The 812-nt window shown below is 59.9% G+C and carries 1 protein-coding gene; it reads right to left on the bottom strand.

The window, feature by feature from the left end:
* The coding region (locus C9383_RS14755) for an RHS repeat domain-containing protein (RefSeq protein WP_146164712.1) at positions 1 to 812 on the bottom strand (812 nt) is incomplete at both ends.

Below are 812 nucleotides of genomic sequence, written 5' to 3'. Positions count from 1 at the left end.
TTGATCCCACCCGCCAGCTTCACCGGATCCGGCGTCAGGTACCGACCAATATCCGGATTGTAGTAGCGATGACGGTTGTAGTGCAGCCCGCTTTCCGCGTCACAGTACTGGCCTTGAAAACGCAACGGATTGTCGATTTTGCAGGCATCAAGGCGGGCGATTTCGCCGTAGGCGCGGTAGTGCGCGGACCAGACGATTTCGCCTTCATTATCGGTCAGTTCCTGCGGCGTACCGAGGTGGTCGAGTTGGTAGTGGTAGGGTTTTGTTTCTTTCGGCCCAAAGCCTTCCAGTAAAACCAATGGGCGGAAGCTGTCGGGTTCGTATAGGTAGCTGCGATGGCGCTCCGCATGATGTTCGGCAATCAGCTTGTCGCCTTGCCAGAAAAACTCCGTGGTCGTGTCATCCACGGTTTTGCTGATGCGCCGCCCAAATGGGTCGTAGCGATAGTGGGCAGTTTGCCCGTTGGGCTTGGTGAGGCCGATCAGGCGGTGCTGGCAGTCGTAGCGGTATTCGGTGACGAGTTGCTGGCCTTTGCCGCGTCGCTCGCGGATCAGGTTGCCGAAGGCGTCGTAGTCATAGTGCTGATCGCCCTGGATCATCAGGCGATTACCCGCAACGATGTCCGGGCCGGGGCGGTTCTGCATCAGCAGGTTGCCCGCCGGGTCGTGGCCGAAGCGTTCCTGTACGTCTTGCGAGTGGTTGGCGCGGGTCAGGCGGGCGAGGGGGTCGTAGTGGTAGTCGTGCTGGCCCTTGCGGGTGTCGAGCAGGCGGGTGAGGTTGCCGCTTTTGTCGTAGTCGTATTGGCGTTGGTA

This window comes from Pseudomonas palleroniana (assembly GCF_003031675.1).
Taxonomy (GTDB): domain Bacteria; phylum Pseudomonadota; class Gammaproteobacteria; order Pseudomonadales; family Pseudomonadaceae; genus Aquipseudomonas; species Aquipseudomonas palleroniana.
The sequence above is the reverse complement of the archived record's forward strand: the minus strand, read 5'-3'. Positions and strand labels throughout refer to the sequence as shown.